The following is a 14,994-nucleotide window of genomic DNA, read 5'->3' on the forward strand; positions in this document are numbered from 1 at the left end:
TAGAGCGGGGGCGCGATGCCGCAACCCCCGCTGGTCGAAACGATCAGCCCGCCTGCAGCTGATATTGCTTCATCAGGTCGTACAGCGTCGGGCGGCTGATCCCGAGCAGCTTGGCGGCGCCGGAGATGTTGTGGTCGGTCCGGGTCAGCGCCTGATGGATCACCCGGCGGTCGATCGCCTCGCGGGCGGCGCGAAGGTTGATTGGAGCGATGTCGCCGTCGCCCTCGCGCGCGCCGGGAAGGTCGAGGTCGTCCGCCGCCACCAGCTTGCCGTCGGCCATGATGACCGCGCGCTTCAACCGGTTTTCCAGTTCGCGGACGTTGCCCGGCCAGGGATAAGCATCGATCGCGTCGATCGCGTCGGGCGCCAGGCCCGCCACCTTCGGGTTCATCTCGCGCGCAAAGCGATTGACGAAATGCCGGGCGAGCAGGACCGCGTCGCCCGAACGCTCGGCCAGCGTCGGAATGGCGATGACGATTTCCGCGAGCCGATAGTAGAGGTCTTCGCGGAAACGACCGTCGGCGGTCATCGCGTCGAGGTTCTGGTGGGTCGCGCAGACGATGCGCGTGTCGACCGAGATGGTCGACCGCCCGCCGATCCGCTCGATCACCCGTTCCTGCAGGAACCGCAGCAGCTTAACCTGGAGAGGTAAAGGGATGTCGCCGACCTCGTCGAGGAACAGCGTTCCGCCCTGCGCCTGTTCGATCTTGCCGGGCGTCGTCTTGACCGCGCCGGTGAATGCGCCGCGTTCATAGCCGAACAGCTCGGCTTCGAGCAGATTCTCGGGGATCGCGGCGCAATTGATCGCGACGAATTCGCCTTTCGATCGCGGCGATTTCTCGTGCACCGCGCGGGCCAGCAGTTCCTTGCCGGTGCCGCTCGCACCCAGCAGCATCACCGAGACATCGGCATTGGCGACCCGCTCGATCGTGCGGGCGACCTTGAGCATCTCGGGACTGGCGCTGATCATGGAGCCGAGGACGGTCGCGCCGCCGGCGCCGAGCGCCTCGAGGCGGCGATTCTCCCGCTCCAGCCCGTGGACGTGGAACGCGCGGCTGACGATCAGGCCGAGGTCGTCGATGTCGACCGGCTTGCGATAAAAATCATAGGCGCCGAGCGCGATCGCCCGAAGCGCGCTTTCGCGGGCGCCATGGCCCGACGCGACGATGACCTTCGTGTCGTGCTTGATCGCCAGGATCTCGGTGAGGGTCGCGAAGCCTTCGGTCGTGCCGTCGGGGTCGGGCGGGAGGCCAAGGTCGAGCGTGACCACGGCGGGCTCGTGCAGGCGGACGAGATCGATCGCTTGCGCCCGGTCGGTCGCGCTGACGACGCGATAGCCCTCGTAAGCCCACTTCAACTGACGCTGCAGACCCTCGTCATCCTCGACGATGAGCAGGACGGGGAGGTCGGACGGGGAGTCGGTCATGCGATTTTCCGTTGCGGTTCGGCTGCGGCCGTGGAGGAAGCGAGGGGAAGAGCGATGGTGAACTGGCTGCCCGCGCCGGGGCGGCTCTCGACCGTAAGGCGGCCGCCCATGGCGGCGACCAGGCTCTTGGCCTCGAAGGCGCCGACACCGAAGCCGCCCGACTTGGTCGACATGAAGGGCTGGAACAGGCGGCTGCGGACGAAGTCGGCGTCCATCCCGCAGCCCTGGTCAATGATCGCGATCGTCGCGTGCCCGGAGACACCGCCCATTCGGACGGTCACCGGTTGGCGGTCGGGGCTGGCGTCGATCGCATTCTGAAGCAGGTGCCCGATCGCCTGCTCGAGCAGCAGCGGGTCGGCCATCGCCCAATCGTCGGTATGACCCAGCAATCGCACGTCGTGATCGAGGCGCCTGGCTGCGATCGTCGCCGCAACGATCGGCCGGAGCGCGACCGGCTCGGTCTTCGCGGGGCGGTGGTCCGGCGACGGCGCGAGGCGGGCGAGCAGGTCGTTCATCTTGCCAACCGAACTTTTGAGGGTCGCGATCATGTCGACCCTGAATTCCTTGTTCTCGGCATGACGCTCGGCGTTGCGCGACAGCAGCGACAATTGGCTGACCAGATTCTTCACGTCGTGCAGGATGAAGGCGAAGCGGCGGTTGAAATCTTCGAAGCGCTGCGCGTTCATCAGCGCTTCCTGCCCATGCGCTTCGGCGAGGCTCGACGCGGCCTGACGCCCCGCGGTGCGGAGCAGATCGAAGTCTTCCCAGTCGAGTGGGCGGCGATAGTCGGGCGCTGCCAGGAGGACGAGGCCGACCAACCGGTACTCGTGGATCAGCGGCACGCCGGTCCACGCCTGTTCCTCCGATCGCAGCGCGTCGGGAATCACGTCGGTCGGCGCGCTCCAGCCCGTGGCCGCGCTATCGAAGTCGATGATCCGTCCCTCCGCACCGACCGACATCCAGAATGCGATCGCCTGCGCGCTCGGAATGGCCGCCCCCGGGTTGGCGCTTCCCGACCAGTTCCAGCTGGCGGCGGGCTCGATCGACCCATTTTCGTCGGCGATGAGGAGAAGGCCACCGGGGGCGTCGAGGATATCGGCGAAGGCCTTGATCACGCGCTGGCCGAGCGGCGGAGCCTCGGGCCCGCTTGCCCCGAGCGTTTCGGTGAAGCGCAGCCATTCGACGCGGTAGTCGTACCGATGCTCGAACAGATGCTTGGCAATCTTGACCTTGGCCCACGCCCGCGCACGCGAGGAGGGGAGCAGGATCATCGCCGCGACCGTCATCGCCGCCAGCAAGGCGACCAGCAGCGCGCGCGTCCAATCGATGCCCGATCCCCGCAGCGCCGTGACCAGAACGGCCATGACCGCGAAATATCCGCAGATCGCCAGCAGGGAGAGGCTTTGGAAGGTCGCAGCGCGCGACAGGCGGATCCGCCAGCCGTCGCTCCGGGTTCCGCCGATTGCAAACAGCGGCGCGGTCAGCGACACGAGCATGCCCCGCCAATCGAACAGCCCCTGCGCCGCGCGAGGATCGAAGTAGGCGACGGTGTAGAGGTTGAGATCGTACGCCCACAGCATCGCCAGCGCGAGCATCGCAAGGCGGATCGAGCCCCGGCTGGCAGGCGCCGCCTGACCGTAGAGGTTGTGGACCAGCACGAGCGCACCGGCGGCGGCGGTAAGGCGCAGGATGATCGCGGTCAGGACGAGCGCATGGTCGCCGCTGATGTCCGACGTGTCGATCACCAGCGGAAGCGCGTCGACGACGAGCTGGAGTCCCAGCACGCCCGCGACCGCACCGTAGACGAGACGGACGGCGCGCTGCCCCCCGTGCTCGCGATCTCCTTCGGACAGGCGGTAAAGAACACCGATCCAGACGAGGTTGCGCGCGGTCTCGGAATAAGCGGCGAGCATTGTCGTCGGCGCCATCGCCGTCAGCCACGCCCAGCATCCGGTCAACGCGAACGCCGCGAGCAGCATTCGCTGGCTGCTCTCGGTCAGCCCGCGCCGCAATTCCCACAGCGTCAGGCCCGCGAACAGCAGCGCCGCAAGAGCGTGGCTCCAGAAAGCGATCAGCGCGTCCACGGCGTCCACTTTGTCAAAATATCCGACACGCGACGGGTGTCGCTAAATTTTACAAAGAATTGGTGAACGAGCGTGCGATGACCGCGTTAGACGACTTGGAGGACTCATGGACATTTCGAAGACGTCGCGGCCGATCCGCCCGATCATCCTTGCGGGCGGAGCAGGGACCCGGCTGTGGCCCCTGTCGACCGCGGCGCGGCCCAAGCATCTGTTGCCGCTGCTCAGCGACGAAAGCCTGTTCGAGGAAACGCTGCGTCGATTCGGATCGGACGTCTTCAGCGCGCCGTTGGTGGTCGCCAACCATGCGCAGGAGGACGAGCTGAGATCGCTCGTACCGGACGACGCCCGCTTGTTTCTCGAACCGATGAAGCGTGACAGCGCGGCGGCGATCGCGCTTGCCGCCGTCGCGGCGGACGGTGACGAGTTGCTGCTGGTCTGCCCCAGCGACCATCATATCGCCGACGTGGCCGCCTTCCATCGCGCGATCGAACTTGCCCGGCCGGTGGCGGAGCGCGGGCGGATCATCACCTTCGGGATCGAACCCGACCATCCAGCGACGGGCTTCGGCTACATCGCCGCGGGCGAAGGGGAGGGCGTTCGCACGGTCGCCCGTTTCGTCGAGAAGCCTCCGCTGGAGCGCGCGCAGGCGATGCTCGACGAGGGCGGCCATTACTGGAATGCCGGAATTTTCCTTGCCCGCGCGGACACGTGGATCGAGGAGATGGAACGGTTTGTGCCGGCGATCCTCGCCGCGGCAAGGGATGCCGTAGGTCTGGCGATCGTCGACGGTCCGATCACGAGGATCGACGCCGACGCTTTCGCGCGCGCGCCTGCCCAGTCGATTGACTATGCGGTGATGGAGCATAGCGATCGCGTCTCGGTCGTGCCCGTGGCGATGGGCTGGTCTGACATTGGCAGCTGGCAGGCACTAGTCGACGCGTCGGTGACCGACGACGACGACAATGCGCTGGTCGGCGGAGTCCTGGCGCTCGACAGCCGCGGCAACCTCGTCCGGTCGAACGGTCCGCGTGTCGCGCTGATCGGCGTGGAGGGTCTTGTTATCGTCGCCACCGGCGACGCGGTTCTCGTCATGCGCCCCGAACAGGCGCAGCGCGTTCGCGAAGCGGCCGATTGGTACGAGAAGGAGATGGAAGCATGAAGCGGCCGGTCGGAACGAGCGCCCTGCAAGTCGCCCCCATCGCCCTCGGCGGGAACGTCTTCGGCTGGACCGCCGACGAGGCCGCGAGCTTCGCGGTGCTCGATGCGTTCGTCGACGCCGGCGGCACCATGATCGATACGGCCGACGTCTATTCGGCGTGGGTGCCGGGCCATTCGGGTGGCGAGAGCGAAACGGTGATCGGCAAGTGGCTCGCGCGCGATCCGGGCAAGCGCGACAAGGTCGTGATCGCGACCAAGGTCGGCTTCATGGCGGGCCTCGCGCCGGAAACGATCGCGCCTGCCTGCGACGCCTCGCTGCAGCGGATGGGGATCGACACGATCGACCTTTATTATCAGCACAAGGACGATGAGGCGGTGCCGCTGGCCGACAGCCTCGGTGCGTTCGACGCGTTGCGCCAGTCGGGCAAGATCCGCGCCATCGGGCTGAGCAATTTCACCGGTGCGCGGGTCGAGGAAGCGCTTGCGGTAAGCATCGAACAGGGCTTCGACCTGCCCGCTGCGCTCCAGAATTGGTACAATCTGATCGATCGCGACAAGTTCGAGGACGAATTGCGCGACGTCGCGCTAGCGCGCGGCCTGTCGGTCTTCCCCTATTACAGCCTCGCCAACGGCTTCCTGACGGGCAAGTACCGGTCGAAGGACGATCTTGGCAAAAGCACGCGCGGGCTCCGCACGATTGAGTATCTTGAGGGGCGAGGACCCAAGGTGCTCTCGGCACTCGACGACGTCGCCGCCGAGACCGACGCCGCGCTCGCCACGGTCGCCTTGGCATGGCTGAAGGTTCAGCCGGGCGTGACCGCCCCGATCGCCAGCGCGACGAGCCTCGAACAGGCGAAGGACCTGGTCGCGGTGCTGACGCTCGAACTCACGCCGGGCCAGTTAGAGCAACTGACCGCGGCGAGCGACTAATCAATCGGTATCCGATCCTCGCGAGCGCAACGGTCGGATGAGCCAAAGATAAAGGGCGAATAGCGCCATTACCGCGCCACCTGCGGTCGCCAGCGGTATGAGTGCAGCCGATGCCGGGCCCGACCATTGGAAACGTCCTAATGCGAAGCCAATCGCGATGCAGAACGCGGCAATTCGCGACGGCCAGGATGCCGCAAAAGCGTCGAGCAGAAATCTGGAGGCGACGCCGACGACGATCGTTCCTGCGAACGCCATCAGCAACGCGCTCAAGATCGACATTCCGGTTAGCTCTTCTTCAGCACGTCGAGCGAGGCCAGCGTCATCGCCTCGGTCGCGGTCGAGATGACCGCTTCGGCGTCGGGCGCCCAGAAAGGACTGTGAAGCGACGGAAGCTTCGCGGCGTCACCCTTGGCCGCATCCCACACCGACTTGGGCGTTCCGCCGACCCAGAAAATCAGGCTCTCGATCGATTTGTCGGCGAGCCAGAAGCGGCTGAAATCCTCGCCGCCCATCACCGCAGGCGTTTTCATCACCCGGGCCGCGCCGAAGTTGCTGCCGAACAGCTCCAGCATCCGCGCCGAAAGCTTTTCGGTGTTGAAGGTCGAGGGCGTGTACATTTCCTCGCGCACCGTCACGACCGGCATCCGGTCGTCGGGCATTCCCGCGGCAATCGCCTCGCCGCGTGCGATCCGGCGGATGCCGTCGAGGAGCAACTTGCGCACCTCAGGCGTGTAGCTTCGCACCGTCAGCTGCAGTCGTGCTTCGTCGGAAATGATGTTGTGCTTGGCGCCGGCCTGAAAGCTTCCGACCGTGACCACTGCCGGGCTGGCCGGGTCATTCTCGCGGCTGACCAGCGTCTGCAGGGTGGTGACGATCCGGCTGGCCAGGACAATCGGGTCCTTGGTCGTCTGCGGATAGGCGCCATGGCCACCGACGCCCTTCACGCTGATGTCCACGCTGTCGACGTTGGCGAGTGCATAGCCCGGCGTAACCCCGATCATGCCGGCGGGAAGCGCGGCGGCGTCGTGGAAGCCGATCACCGTCGCGGGCTTCGGGAAGCGCGAATAGAGCCCGTCGTCGAGCATCGCCTTGGCGCCTTCGCCGGTCTCCTCGCCCGGTTGCAGGATCATCACGAGTGTGCCTGCCCACTGGCCCTTCATCGCCGCGAGCCGCCGCGCGGTGCCGATGAAGGCGGTCATGTGCGTATCGTGGCCGCAGGCATGCATCACGCCGGTCTCCACACCCGACCGCGCGGTCGCGCGAACCTTCGACGCGAAGGCCAGGTTGGTCTGCTCAACCACCGGCAGTCCGTCCATGTCGGCGCGAAGCATCAGCACCGGGCCCGGCCCATTTTCCATCACCGCGACGACGCCGGTCTTGCCGACCTTTTCGGTGACCTTGAAGCCGAGCTTGCGCATCTCCGCCGCGAGCTTCGCAGGGGTGCGCACCTCCTGCATCGAAAGCTCAGGGTTGGCGTGCAGGTCGCGATACAACGTCATCAACTGCGGCATGTCCGCCTGCACGGCCTCTCTCAGCGTCGCGGCGCCGACCGGACTGGCGAGGATCGATGCGGCGAGCAGGGCGGCGAGAGTGCGGGTCATGGGCATATGCTCCTGGGGTCAGCGGGCGGGCACGAGTTCAACCACGTCGATAAGCGATTCATAGCGCGGATAGGGCAGGATCAGGCGCCAGCGATCGGACCCGACGCGCTCGACCCAGCCTGCCAGGTCTCGGTCGGGATCGCCGCCATATTGCATCGCGCGCGCCTCATCGCCGAGCACCAGGCTGCCGAGGAACACCTGGCGGAGCGCGCCGTCAGGATAGATTAGTCCGACCTGCCGCTGCGACCCGGTCAGCTTGGTGAACGATTGAAGCCGGCCCGCCTGTCCGATCACGCAATCGAAGGCCGGATAGCTGACGTAATCGAGGAGCGGCGCGCCTTGTGAGCCGACCTTGATGACCCGGCACTTGTAGCGGCCGCTGGGAATCGGCGCGGGGCCAAGCGCCGCATCGGGAACGAGCAGCGCGCCTTCGCGTGCGATCTCCGCCGCGTGCCCGGCCGCCCGTGCCTGGGCCAGGGCACGATTGAATGCCGTCCGCCAATCGCGAAGGCGGGTCCGGTCGCTCGAAGTCGCCACCTGCCGCCAGCTGGTCGACGGCGATTGCGGCATTGAATGCTCGCGCGGGATCGCCGCGCAGGCGGAAAGGGCGAGGCAGGCGAGGAGAGCGACAGACTTCATTCGCCCTGTTTGTCATCGCCTTGCCAAAGGCGCAATCCGGTCAGGCCGCGGTCCAGCCGCCGTCCATGCTGAGGTTGGCGCCGGTCATCGACTTGGCATCGTCGCCGCACAGGAAGATGACGAGCGCTGCGACCTGTTCGGGCGTGACGAATTCCTTGGTCGGCTGCGCCGCCAGGAGGACGTCGTTGATGACCTGCTCGCGCGTCAGGCCACGGGTCTTCATCGTGTCCGGAATCTGGTTCTCGACGAGCGGCGTCCAGACGTAGCCGGGGGAAATGCAATTGACCGTGACGCCGTGAGTCGCAAGTTCCAGCGCGAGCGTCTTGGTCATCCCCGCGACGCCATGCTTGGCCATGACATAGGCCGACTTGTTGGGCGAGGCGATCAGGCTGTGCGCCGACGCGGTCGAGATGATCCGGCCCCACTTGGCCGCCTTCATCGCCGGCACCGCGGCGCGGGCAAGCAGCCATGGCGCTGCCATGTTGATCGCGACGATCGCGTCGAACTTCTCGACCGGAAAATCCTCGATCGGCGAGACGTGCTGGATGCCGGCATTGTTGACGATGATGTCCGGTCCGCCAAGCTCCGCCTGGCACCGCTCGACCATCGCCGCGATCTCCTCGGGCTTCGACATGTCGGCGGGATCGTAAAGCGCCTTGGCGCCGCTCGTCTCCGCCAGTGCTTTCCGCTCGGCCTCGATCGCGGCGTCGTCGCCGAACCCGTTGATCATCACCGACGCACCCTGCGCCGCAAGCGCCTTGGCGATGGCAAGACCGATGCCCGAGGTCGAGCCGGTGACGATCGCCGTTTTGCCGGTGAGGAACATGAGATTACTCCTTGGTGCGTGTCTGGATGGGGTCGGCGCGCCGTTCCAGGTCGAACGCGGCCGACCGGCCGGTGCCGATCGTTTCGGCGATCACCTGGGCATTGGCAAGCGCATGGTCGATCGCTTCGCGTCCCGACCGCCAATGGTCCTCCATCGTCCGGCGGCTGAACTCGAAGTCGCGGCTGCCACCCTCCCATGCGTTGGCGCGATAGATGAGGTGGACGAGGTTTACCGGCGCGTCGCGGGTCAGAGCGGCCAGCCGCTTGGCATCGCGATCGTCGGCAAGCTCTGGCGGGAGCTTGGCGAGCAGGCGGCGGATCGTTTCATGTTCCTTGCGCTGCTTGATCATCTGCGCCGAGATCTGCCGCGTCCGGCTCGAATATCGGATCTCTTTCTCACGGGCCATCACGTCCATGATCGTCTTGGGCCGATCGGCGGTCGCGCTGAACAGGTCAAGCTGGAACACCAGCATCTCGTCGTCCTGATGATCGAGCAGGTGCGACAGCGGCGTATTGCTGACCAAGCCCCCGTCCCACCACCAGCAGCCGTCGATCTCGACCGGCGGAAGACCGGGCGGGAGCGCGCCCGACGCCATTACGTGACGGGCATCGATCCGCTCGTTCTTCGTGTCGAAGTAATGGAAGTTGCCGCTCTCGACGTTGGTCGCGCCGACCGAAAGGCGGACCGGGCCGTCGTTGACCAGGTCCCAGTCGACGACATCGTCGAGCGTCTTTCGAAGCGGCGCGCTATCGTAGAAGCTCGTCGCCTCGACGCTGCCGGGGATGGCAAATCCCGGTGAAATCGGTCGCGGGGTGAAAAACCCCGGCACCCCAGTCAGCGCGACATAGGATGCCGACCATTCGTGCAGCGCCTCGCGTATCCGGTCGTTGGGCGTGAAGGGAAAGCTCGGCAGCGCGCTGGTGGTGCATTCCCAAAAGGCACGCAGCCGCTCGACCCGGCGCTCGGGCGGGTTGCCGGCGATGATCGCGCCGTTGATCGCACCGATCGAGATACCGGCGATCCAGTCGATCTCGATATCGTGATCGGCCATTCGTTCGACAACGCCGGCCTGATAGCTGCCAAGCGCGCCGCCACCCTGCAGCACGAGTGCCACCGTCTCTGGGAGCGCCATCGCGCCGCCCCGGCGTGCCGAAGCTTTCTTGGGGTGGGCGATGTTCGTCATTGCAGTGCAGCAATCGTCGGCGGGAGGGGAGGTTCCGTTGCAACCGTACCGGGTGCGAAGCATTAGTGCATCGAACACAGGGAAGGATTTGGTCGATGCGGTTAGGGGATGCACCCGAAAGCGGGAATTTCGAGGATCGGACCGGCCAGAGCGGCGGCGGTGGCCTTGGCGGAATCGGTGGCGGATTGATCGGCGCATTTCTGCCGATGATCCTGTCGAAATTCGGAATCGTCGGCGTGCTGGTGCTGGCGCTCGGCTATTGCGCGCTATCGTCGCTTGGCGGCGGTGGCGGCATTCTTGGTGGAGGCGGCGGTGCGACCAAGGCCGGCGAATCCAAGCTGACCAAGGAACAGCGCGACGTTCTCGTCGGCGTACTGGAATCGACCGATCAGGTGTGGACGCGCCTGTTCGCGGCATCGGGCGCCAAATATGTCGAGCCCCAGCTGGTGGCCTACAGCAATCAGAACCAGTCGGGATGCGGCGCGGCGCAGGCGGCGATGGGGCCGTTCTATTGCCCGACCGACCAGAGCATCTACATCGACCCCGACTTCTTCAACGAATTGTCGCGGCGCTTCCAGGCCCCCGGCGATTTTGCACAAGGTTATGTGATCGCGCACGAAGTCGGCCACCATGTCCAGAAGCTCGAAGGCACGCTCGACCGCGCGTCGACGGCACAATCGCAAAGCTCGAAGGCGGCCGGCAATGCGGTCCAGGTCGGCGTCGAGCTTCAGGCCGATTGCTACGCCGGCGTCTGGGCCAAGCAGTCGGGCGTCCTCGAAGCCGGCGACATCGAGGAAGGCATGCGCGCCGCCGAGGCGATCGGCGACGATATGCTGACGCAAGGTCGCGTGTCTCCCGACAACTTCACCCACGGCACGTCGGCGCAGCGCATGGAAGCGCTCCGCCGCGGGCTGCAGTCGGGTGATCCGGCGCAGTGCAACTACGCGCGGTAACGAGAAGCCCCCTCCCGTTCGCGGGAGGGGATCTCTTACAGCTTGACGAGCATCTTGCCGGTGTTGGCGCCGGTGAAGAGGCCGCGGAACGCCTCGACCGTGCGGTCCAGCCCTTCGACCACGGTGTCGCGCGACTTGACCTGACCCGCCGCGATCATGCCGCCCATGTCGCGGTGGAAGTCGCCGAGCTTGGCGAGATAGTCGGTGTAGATAAAGCCCTGCAGGCGAATGCGCATCGCGATGATCCGCATGATGTAGCGAAGCTGGGTCGGCTCTCCGCCGTTATACCCTTCGATCATTCCGCAAATGGCGAAGCGCGCATTCTGGCGCGCCAATGCCAGCGCCGCATCGAGATGGTCGCCGCCGACATTGTCGAAGTAGACGTCGATGCCCTTGGGCGCGGCGGCGGCGAGCTGCTTGAGGAGCGGCCCGGCCTTATAATCGACCACGGCGTCGGCGCCGAGCGATCGGACGAATTCGCACTTGTCGGCGCCTCCGGCCGATCCGATTACGGTCATGCCCTTGGCCTTGGCGATCTGCACGACTGCCGACCCGACCGCGCCGGCTGCCGCCGACACGAACACGATGTCGCCTGGCTTGGCCGACGCGGCTTCGAGCAGCCCGAAATAAGCGGTGCCGCCGGTCAGACCCATGTTGCCAAGGAATGCCTGCGGCTCGATGCCGGTTATGGGGGGCAGCTTGTTTAGGGCGGCCGAGGGAAGCACGGCCTCGTCGCGCCATCCCGCCATGTGAAGCACCATGTCGCCCGGCGCGAAGCCCGGATCGCGGCTCTCGACCACTTCACCGACCGCACCGCCATCCATCGGCGCATCGATCGCGAACGGCGGGACATAGCTTTTCACGTCGTTCATCCGCCCGCGCATGTACGGATCGACCGACAGCCAGCGATTGCGAACGCGCACCATTCCTTCGTCGAGCGAGAGAAGAGCGTAATCCTTTAACGCGAAATCCTGATCGACGGGCGCTCCGTCGGGGCGGCGCATGAGGTGCCAGGCCTGGGCCATCGTCTGTCTCCATGAAAAGCGGGCGTTGGGTTTGTCCTAGGCGTGCGCCGCGCACAAAAAAAGGCCCGGTCGCAGGGGTGGGCGACCGGGCCTTTGGGCGGTAGACGACTGTTCTAGCCGTCAGGCCGAACCGGCTTAGTAGGTGCCGGAGAAGCTGCGGTTGAGCATGTGCGCACCCGTCTCCCGATTGTCGTCACGCTCGAACAGCGCGCGATCGCGATCCTCATTGGTCCAGTGGCGCTTGGCTTCCTCGGCGCTCTTTTCGAGGAACACGCGGTCACCTTCGACCCGGTCGATCATCGCGCAATTGATGCTGTGATGCATGTTGTCGTCGCTGTCGCTCTTGGTCAGGATGACGCGATCGCCACGGACCTTGTCGACCTTGCCGACGGGTTGTTCGTCCGAACCGACGACTTCCATGTGCTCGCGAATGTTGCCGAGCAGTTGGCGCTTTGTCTGACGCAGGTTGCGCCAGTTCGAGAATTCGCTTTCGAAGCGGCTTTGGTTTTCGCGGCGATAGTCGTCATAGTCGCGGTCGAGCGCGTCGATCTGGCGGCTGCGCCACTCGCTGTAATGCGGATCGTGCGCACCACCGGTCGCGCTCGACGAGCCGTAGTTGCTCGATTCCGATTGGCTCGACCCGCGATCGAAGCGGTTCTGTCCCGACGAGAAGTTGTCGCCATATTCCGCCGAACGACCATAGTCTCCGGTCATTGGGCGATAGCTGCTCGACGACGAACCAGCGCGCAGTTCCTGGCTGCCCTGGCGGCCGGTGTAGGGGCGGCGATAGCCTTCGTCGCGATAGCGCGCGCTGCGGTCGCCCTGGCGATCGTCGTCATAGCTGTTGCGCGGCCGGGGATACTGGTCGTCCTGCGATCCGAAACGATTGTCGTAACGGCGGCGGCGTTCGGCTTCCTCGTCACCAAACCAACTGGCGATCTCGTCGCCGGCGCGTTCGAAGAAACCGCGATCTTCGCGGTCGAAGCGGTCGTCGCGAAAGCGGTTTGACTGCTCGTCGCTGCCGAAGCGGCTTCGCGACGGGCGGCGTCCCTCGTAGCGGTCATAGCTCATGAAAAATCCTCCTTTTGGTCACTCGCCCATCCGCTCCAAAAGCCCGACTTCAAAACGAACCGGGCGGGGCCGCGTTCCGGCCCAAGCGGTTGCGACAGGCCAAATCGAAGGCCTTGAACGGCAGGGCGAAAAAGGGGGTTGCTAGGACGTTGCAAGCCGCGTTCGGCGCCGCTATTGGGTCGCTCGTCCAAGGTGTGGGGCTGTAGCTCAGATGGGAGAGCGCTGCAATCGCACTGCAGAGGTCAGGAGTTCGATCCTCCTCAGCTCCACCATTCCTTGACCGCAGATTTCCGCCAAAACCTTATCCCTTCGCCGAGTCGGTTGCAACAACTGTCTCCGGTGCAAGTCCGGTGAAAGCGTTTGGAACAAACTCCTCAATCTCGTCGATGATGGCTTCAATTTCGGCCTTCGCGCGGCGCAGATAGTCGGGACGCAGCGGCGCATAGAGCCCGCTGGTTTCCTCGAATTTGTCGTGCCCCATAAAGATCTCGATCTCGCCCCACGCTTCCTGCGGGAGGCGGCGACGCAGCAAGTCTGCCATCGAACGCCGCACCAGCTTCATGCCGCCTTCGCCCGCCGTGGGGAGGCCGATGAAGTCTGACATGGCTTCCCACGCGCGCCGCACGGACTTCACCCCCACAAACCACCCCGACGCCTCATTGAGGGCGGGGATGATCTGGCGAACCGTGGGAACGGTCGCGCGGTACTTCTTCGTCTGTCGGCGGTCGCGGGGGTTGAGTTCGATCGCTCGGCCCTTCCACTGCCGCTCGATGTGGAAGTCATGCACTGCGTCCGGACGGCCTAGCGTGGCCACTGAGAGCGTCAGGAAGCGGCGAAGGGCCGGATAGCCCATCGCATAGCAGAACATGGCTGCTAGCTCTTCCACGTCGCTCCGGTGTTGCGGCGTCCGATTGACCTCCTTGAACGGGACGGTCTTGAAGTCGGAGCCGGAAAGGATCTGCTTGCTCTTGTGAGCATGATTGATCGCCGCCGAAAGCTGGGCAACGCTCGTCTCTACCGTCGAAAGGGAGCGCGGGCGCTTGTGGCCTTTGGGGCTGACGATCGGCTGCTTGATCGCCCACTTGCGGAATCGCCCGATCCACTGCTCATTGACCGCGGTGGCTTGAACGCCAGGGTCGGGCAGGGTGGCGATGTAATCCAGCACATGATTAAGGCGCGACCTGATGGCGCCCGCAGAAGCCCTCTCATCGCCCACGTCGGACAGATAGGCTTCGATCGCTTCGGTCACGAGGTAGCTTGTCGAGGCATTGCGGGCTTGGCCACAGGTCGGGCAGATGACTTGCCCGGTTTCGTTCTTGAGATAGAACGCGTCGAGCCACTTGCGGCCGGCTTCGCCATCCGTCGTGCCCGTTGAAGTGCTTCTAACGCGTCGTGTGGCTGGATCGTAATGGAAGACGGCAAGGAATGGGGAGCGGAGGGTTCCGTCCCGCTTCTGGTCCCAGTCGAGCCAGTATTTTCCGCGCCGATAGAGCGACGTGTCTCGTTTCGCTTTTGGCATTCGATCCTCTGATGCTCGGCTGCTGCGGACTGTAGCACGTCGTTCGCGCCGATCTCGACAAGCAGGTCTAGTTCGTTGGCTCCTATGCGGATGCCACGGCCCCCGGCGATGGCCATGCTGATCTTACGCGCCAGGACGGGGAGGGCTCTGTCGGCGGTCATACCCTACTCTCCTTAGTAAGGGGGCGGGTGTTCCAAGTGCCGATAGCGATGGATCTGTCGTAGTTCATCGAGACCGCTTCCACGGTGCACTGGTTGTTTTCACAGCCGACCCCGTAAAGAGGTTTAGCGTCTCGCCTCATGCTTGTGTTGTAATCGTCGATACCTGCTTCACCCCCGCAGAACGGACAAGGAAGCAGTTCATCATCTGTTGGGTTATTAGTCATGGGATGGTCCTGACTTATCAACGGGTTGGGCGATGCTTTCAGCCCGCGCTTGGCAGTCCTTAGGGACCGGAGCCGGACAAGCCGTCTCCGCGCTATCGCGTGCCATCGCTATCGCGTGGCGAACTTCGTGATAGGCTGCGAACACCATCATTAGCGGCCAAAAGGCGACGAATATGGCGAAGGCGATTCCGCTG

Annotated in this window: 14 protein-coding genes and 1 tRNA gene; 4 read left to right on the plus strand and 11 right to left on the minus strand. The window is 65.1% G+C overall.

The window, feature by feature from the left end; genetic code table 11:
* Window positions 1-43 precede the first annotated feature (43 nt).
* Both prsR and prsK read right to left on the minus strand, forming a co-directional pair.
* Window positions 44-1,426 (minus strand): PEP-CTERM-box response regulator transcription factor, encoded by a 1,383-nt coding sequence (prsR, locus tag SH584_RS11230; protein WP_324807125.1) that lies wholly within the window; start codon window positions 1,424-1,426, stop codon window positions 44-46.
* Window positions 1,423-3,519 carry an XrtA/PEP-CTERM system histidine kinase PrsK gene (prsK, locus tag SH584_RS11235; protein WP_324807127.1) on the minus strand — a complete coding sequence of 699 codons (2,097 nt, stop codon included), beginning with the start codon at window positions 3,517-3,519 and terminating at the stop codon, window positions 1,423-1,425. The genes prsR and prsK overlap by 4 nt, the downstream gene beginning before the upstream one ends.
* 97 nt (window positions 3,520-3,616) lie before the next feature.
* Between prsK and SH584_RS11240 the strand changes: the two genes are divergently transcribed.
* Both SH584_RS11240 and SH584_RS11245 read left to right on the plus strand, forming a co-directional pair.
* Window positions 3,617-4,669, plus strand: coding sequence for a mannose-1-phosphate guanylyltransferase (locus SH584_RS11240; protein ID WP_324807128.1), 1,053 nt, complete (start codon window positions 3,617-3,619; stop codon window positions 4,667-4,669).
* Window positions 4,666-5,598, plus strand: coding sequence for an aldo/keto reductase (locus tag SH584_RS11245; RefSeq protein WP_324807130.1), 933 nt, complete (start codon window positions 4,666-4,668; stop codon window positions 5,596-5,598). The genes SH584_RS11240 and SH584_RS11245 overlap by 4 nt, the downstream gene beginning before the upstream one ends.
* Here the strand turns inward: SH584_RS11245 and SH584_RS11250 are convergent, their stop codons facing one another.
* Genes SH584_RS11250 through SH584_RS11270 form a run of 5 tightly spaced genes read right to left on the minus strand, consistent with a single transcriptional unit; the run spans window position 5,599 to window position 9,847 of the window.
* Window positions 5,599-5,868 carry a hypothetical protein gene (locus tag SH584_RS11250; protein WP_324807132.1) on the minus strand — a complete coding sequence of 90 codons (270 nt, stop codon included), beginning with the start codon at window positions 5,866-5,868 and terminating at the stop codon, window positions 5,599-5,601.
* Between the two features lie 14 nt (window positions 5,869-5,882).
* On the minus strand, window positions 5,883-7,199 hold the full coding sequence (locus tag SH584_RS11255; protein ID WP_324807134.1) for an amidohydrolase: 1,317 nt from the start codon (window positions 7,197-7,199) through the stop codon (window positions 5,883-5,885).
* An 18-nt stretch (window positions 7,200-7,217) separates the two neighbouring features.
* Window positions 7,218-7,838, minus strand: a complete 621-nt coding sequence (locus SH584_RS11260; RefSeq protein ID WP_324807136.1) for a DUF4893 domain-containing protein — start codon at window positions 7,836-7,838, stop codon at window positions 7,218-7,220.
* 40 nt (window positions 7,839-7,878) lie between these two features.
* Window positions 7,879-8,664, minus strand: a complete 786-nt coding sequence (locus SH584_RS11265; protein ID WP_324807138.1) for a 3-hydroxybutyrate dehydrogenase — start codon at window positions 8,662-8,664, stop codon at window positions 7,879-7,881.
* A 4-nt stretch (window positions 8,665-8,668) separates the two neighbouring features.
* The gene (locus SH584_RS11270) at window positions 8,669-9,847 is read right to left on the minus strand and encodes a patatin-like phospholipase family protein (protein ID WP_324807140.1); all 1,179 of its coding nucleotides are present in this window, start codon (window positions 9,845-9,847) and stop codon (window positions 8,669-8,671) included.
* Between the two features lie 95 nt (window positions 9,848-9,942).
* On the opposite strand from SH584_RS11270, the gene ypfJ reads away from it, so the two are divergent.
* A complete protein-coding gene (ypfJ, locus tag SH584_RS11275; RefSeq protein ID WP_324807142.1) occupies window positions 9,943-10,800 on the plus strand; it encodes a KPN_02809 family neutral zinc metallopeptidase in 858 nt (285 codons plus the stop codon).
* Between the two features lie 35 nt (window positions 10,801-10,835).
* Here the strand turns inward: ypfJ and SH584_RS11280 are convergent, their stop codons facing one another.
* Window positions 10,836-11,825, minus strand: coding sequence for an NADP-dependent oxidoreductase (locus SH584_RS11280; protein WP_324807144.1), 990 nt, complete (start codon window positions 11,823-11,825; stop codon window positions 10,836-10,838).
* 135 nt (window positions 11,826-11,960) lie between these two features.
* Window positions 11,961-12,896, minus strand: coding sequence for a DUF2171 domain-containing protein (locus SH584_RS11285; protein WP_324807146.1), 936 nt, complete (start codon window positions 12,894-12,896; stop codon window positions 11,961-11,963).
* Between the two features lie 196 nt (window positions 12,897-13,092).
* Between SH584_RS11285 and SH584_RS11290 the strand changes: the two genes are divergently transcribed.
* Window positions 13,093-13,168: transfer RNA gene (locus tag SH584_RS11290), tRNA-Ala, on the plus strand.
* Window positions 13,169-13,197: 29 nt separating this feature from the next.
* Here SH584_RS11290 and SH584_RS11295 read toward each other — a convergent pair.
* Together SH584_RS11295 and SH584_RS12700 are read right to left on the minus strand one after the other, a co-directional pair.
* Window positions 13,198-14,415: a hypothetical protein gene (locus tag SH584_RS11295; RefSeq protein ID WP_324807148.1), complete on the minus strand. Its 1,218-nt coding sequence runs from the start codon at window positions 14,413-14,415 to the stop codon at window positions 13,198-13,200.
* A 157-nt stretch (window positions 14,416-14,572) separates the two neighbouring features.
* The gene (locus SH584_RS12700) at window positions 14,573-14,800 is read right to left on the minus strand and encodes a Lar family restriction alleviation protein (RefSeq protein WP_416385133.1); all 228 of its coding nucleotides are present in this window, start codon (window positions 14,798-14,800) and stop codon (window positions 14,573-14,575) included.
* Window positions 14,801-14,994 lie beyond the last annotated feature (194 nt).

It is taken from the genome of Sphingomonas sp. LY29, assembly GCF_035593985.1.
Classification (GTDB): domain Bacteria; phylum Pseudomonadota; class Alphaproteobacteria; order Sphingomonadales; family Sphingomonadaceae; genus Sphingomicrobium.